Origin of the sequence: Streptomyces beijiangensis, from assembly GCF_017315755.1 — a bacterium.
Lineage (GTDB): Bacteria > Actinomycetota > Actinomycetes > Streptomycetales > Streptomycetaceae > Streptomyces > Streptomyces beijiangensis.
Genome location: NZ_JAFLRJ010000858.1, coordinates 1 through 884, shown reverse-complemented (window position 1 = coordinate 884; position 884 = coordinate 1). Strand labels below are relative to the sequence as shown.

At 70.2% G+C, this 884-nt stretch carries 1 protein-coding gene and 1 pseudogene; both read left to right on the top strand.

Translation table 11 applies throughout. From position 1 onward, the window contains the following. Positions 1 to 116, top strand: a pseudogene (locus J0695_RS44715) (carbohydrate kinase); the annotation flags it as partial. Then, the coding region (locus J0695_RS39520) for an IclR family transcriptional regulator (RefSeq protein WP_206969674.1) at positions 113 to 884 on the top strand (772 nt) is incomplete at its 3' end. The pseudogene J0695_RS44715 and the gene J0695_RS39520, both read left to right, overlap by 4 nt.

Below are 884 nucleotides of genomic sequence, written 5' to 3'. Positions count from 1 at the left end.
CCCGGGCCCACGCCGACCGGCTTGCGGCCCTGGACGACGCCGCCTGGGGGAGACTTCGTCTCGGCCCCGGCTGGACGTCCTCGCCGCAGGCCGCCGAGGAGGTACGTACGCCATGAGCCAGACCGTGGACAGGGCACTGTCCATCCTTCCCCTGCTCGCCCGCGGCCCCGCCGACCTCGGCCAGGTCGCGACGAGCCTCGACGTGCACAAGTCGACCGCCCTACGTCTCCTCCGCACCCTCCACGAGCACGGCCTCGTCTACCGCCAGCAGGACCAGCGCTACCGCCTCGGCGCCCGCCTGTTCGCTCTCGCGCAGGAGGCCGTCGAGAACCTCGACGTGCGTGAGATCGCCCATCCCCACCTCACCGCCCTCAACGAGCAGGTGGGTCACACGGTCCACCTCGCCGTGTACGAGGAGAACGAGGTCCTCTACATCGACAAGGTCGAGAGCCGCTACCCGGTCCGGATGTACTCGCGTATCGGCAAACCGGTCGCGATCACCGTCGCCGCCGTCGCGAAACTTCTCCTCGCCGACCTCCCCGAGCCGGAGCGCCGCGCCGTCGCGGAACGGCTCGACTACCCCACCTACACGGCCCGTTCGACCCCGAACGCGGGAGCCTTCCTCAAGGAGCTCGCGACCGTACGCGAACAGGGCTGGGCCACCGACCTCGGCGGCCACGAGGAGTCCATCAACTGCGTCGGGGCCCCCATCAGGGGCGCCGACGGCCGGGTGGTGGCAGCCATGTCGATGTCGGCACCCAACGTCGTCGTCACGGCCGAGGAACTCCTCACCCTGCTCCCGCTCGTACGCCGTACCGCAGATGCGATCAGCGGCGAATATTCGGGCAGGACACCTGCGCCCCCCACTCCCCACACCCCCAACA